The sequence below is a fragment of the Rhodovulum sp. genome (genome assembly GCF_011048875.1).
GTDB lineage: Bacteria > Pseudomonadota > Alphaproteobacteria > Rhodobacterales > Rhodobacteraceae > Rhodovulum > Rhodovulum tesquicola.
On sequence record NZ_DSDD01000163.1, the window covers coordinates 1 to 1894 of the forward strand.

A 1894-nucleotide genomic window follows, 5' to 3' on the forward strand; every position below is an offset into this window, starting at 1 on the left:
ACTCCGACCCACGCCGGGTCAGCCCCGCCTGGCTGACCCGGCGTGGGTCGGAGTCGAGCACCAGCCCGAGGGTGTCGGCGAGCGCGAGGAACTCGGCGTATTCCGCCAGCACCTTCTTCGGATCATAGCCGCGCTTGGCGATCTGCTGCGGCAGGGTGGCGAGGCCCGCCCGGGTTTCCAGAAGGTCCGTCTGGGCATCCTGCAACGGATTCACGCTCTCGAAGCTGGGTGGCGCCCATTCCGCCGGCACATCTGCGGTGGGGATCAGCCCGGCGGTGAAGGCCGCGTCCAGGAACCAGCGCCAGACCGGGGCGCAGAAGCCCGGGATCACGATTTGCCACTGCATCGCACCGATCATGCGGCGGAACTCGTTCAGCCCCGCCCGGATCGAGGAGAAATTGACCTGTGACAGATCCCCGGTCATCAGTTCGTAGGGCACGCGGAAGCCTGCTGCGATGATATGCAGCTGCACCCGGTGCCATTCATAGACGCCCGAGGTGCTGGCCGGCTGGTTGAACTTGATGTCTTTCCCGCCGCGGGCATAGGCAATCAGGCCCGGCACGAACTGCTCGACCCGGTTGCCCTCGCCATCCTGAATGACCGGGGCGATCGATTGCTGATCCTCCTCGGCGCCGAAGACGATGCCGACAAGGCAGGCCTCGGTTTTCTTGCGGACGAGTTCGGCGTTCTGCCAGTCATCGACATCGCGCAGCGCCCGGATCGCCGGCGTTCCCCAGGGCACGCCGCGCGATTGCACGCGCTGGCGCTCATAGAGATGCGCGACCGCGCCGGCGTCGATGCGCACCGCCTCCATGCGCCGGCCGAAGGTGGGCGACTGATCCCCGGGGTGGTCGGGGAACATCCAATAGGCCCGGCGCCGGCCCTCGCGATCGTATTCGATGCCCTGGGCGATGCGCCCACCGCCGGGCGTGTCGCCGAAGCGGGCGCCATCCAGATGATCGGCCTCCTTCAGCTCGATCTGCAACGGCACCGGCAGCCCGTCCCGCATGCGCCGCCGGCGGCGGATCGCGAAGACCTCGCCGCCCTCGATCATCTCGCGCACGGCGAGCCCGGTCAGCCCGTGGAAATCGGTATGCCCATCGGCATCGCAGTGGTCTGCCCAGCGCGCCCAGAGGCCGTCGACCAGCTCGTTGAGCGCCGGATCGGCGCTGGCTGCACGCGGCCGGATGCCCGAGCCCACGAGGTTGTTGACCAACACCGACACCGCGCGCGCGGCGAGGGGGGGTGCGCACCAGATCACGCATCCGGTCGCGCAGGAGGCCCCCTGCCGCGGCAATCTCGGCATCAGCCGCGGTGCCGGAGGTGCGCCAGCCCTCGGTGCGCCGACCCTTCTGGGCGGCATCATAGGCGCGGCGCAGGTTGCCCAGCGCCACCCGGGCGGCATAGCGCTTCGCGGCCGCGCGCGGGGCGACCAGCGCCAGCGCGCGATCAAGGGCGCCGAAGGCAACATCGTGACGATCGGCCATCAGCGATCCCCCCGGCGGAAGCCAGCAACCCCGGCCACGGGCAGGGACCTGCTGCGCCCGGCGGCGATCTCGCCCTCGATCGTGTGGATGCGGCGCAGAAGATCGTCGGCATTGCCATATTCGACTGTCTTGCCCTCGTAGCTCACCCGCAGGGTGCCGGCGGCGAAGGCGCGCTTCAGTGCGGCAAGTTCGGCATCGGTGAAGGACATCAGAACCATTTCCCCCGGCGGTTTCCGAGCCAGTCGAAGCCCCGCGTCGGATGTCGTTGTGTCGTCGGCCGGTTCGGCTGCCCGGCGGGCGGGGCGTCATTGCGGCCGATGGCGATCTGCTCTTCCAGTTCCGCCCAGCGCCGATCGTCCCAGCGATCGAGGCCGATCAGCCAGGCGGCGGCGCGGGCAAGACCCGGC

Annotated in this window: 3 protein-coding genes; all 3 read right to left on the reverse strand. The window is 69.6% G+C overall.

Annotated elements, in window-relative coordinates:
• The coding region (locus ENN83_RS05735; protein ID WP_287185090.1) for a phage portal protein at nucleotides 1-1261 on the reverse strand (1261 nt) is incomplete at its 3' end.
• A 225-nt stretch (nucleotides 1262-1486) separates the two neighbouring features.
• Nucleotides 1487-1696: a phage head-tail joining protein gene (locus ENN83_RS05740; protein WP_287185093.1), complete on the reverse strand. Its 210-nt coding sequence runs from the start codon at nucleotides 1694-1696 to the stop codon at nucleotides 1487-1489.
• The coding region (locus ENN83_RS05745; protein WP_287185096.1) for a hypothetical protein at nucleotides 1696-1894 on the reverse strand (199 nt) is incomplete at its 5' end. The genes ENN83_RS05740 and ENN83_RS05745, both read right to left, overlap by 1 nt.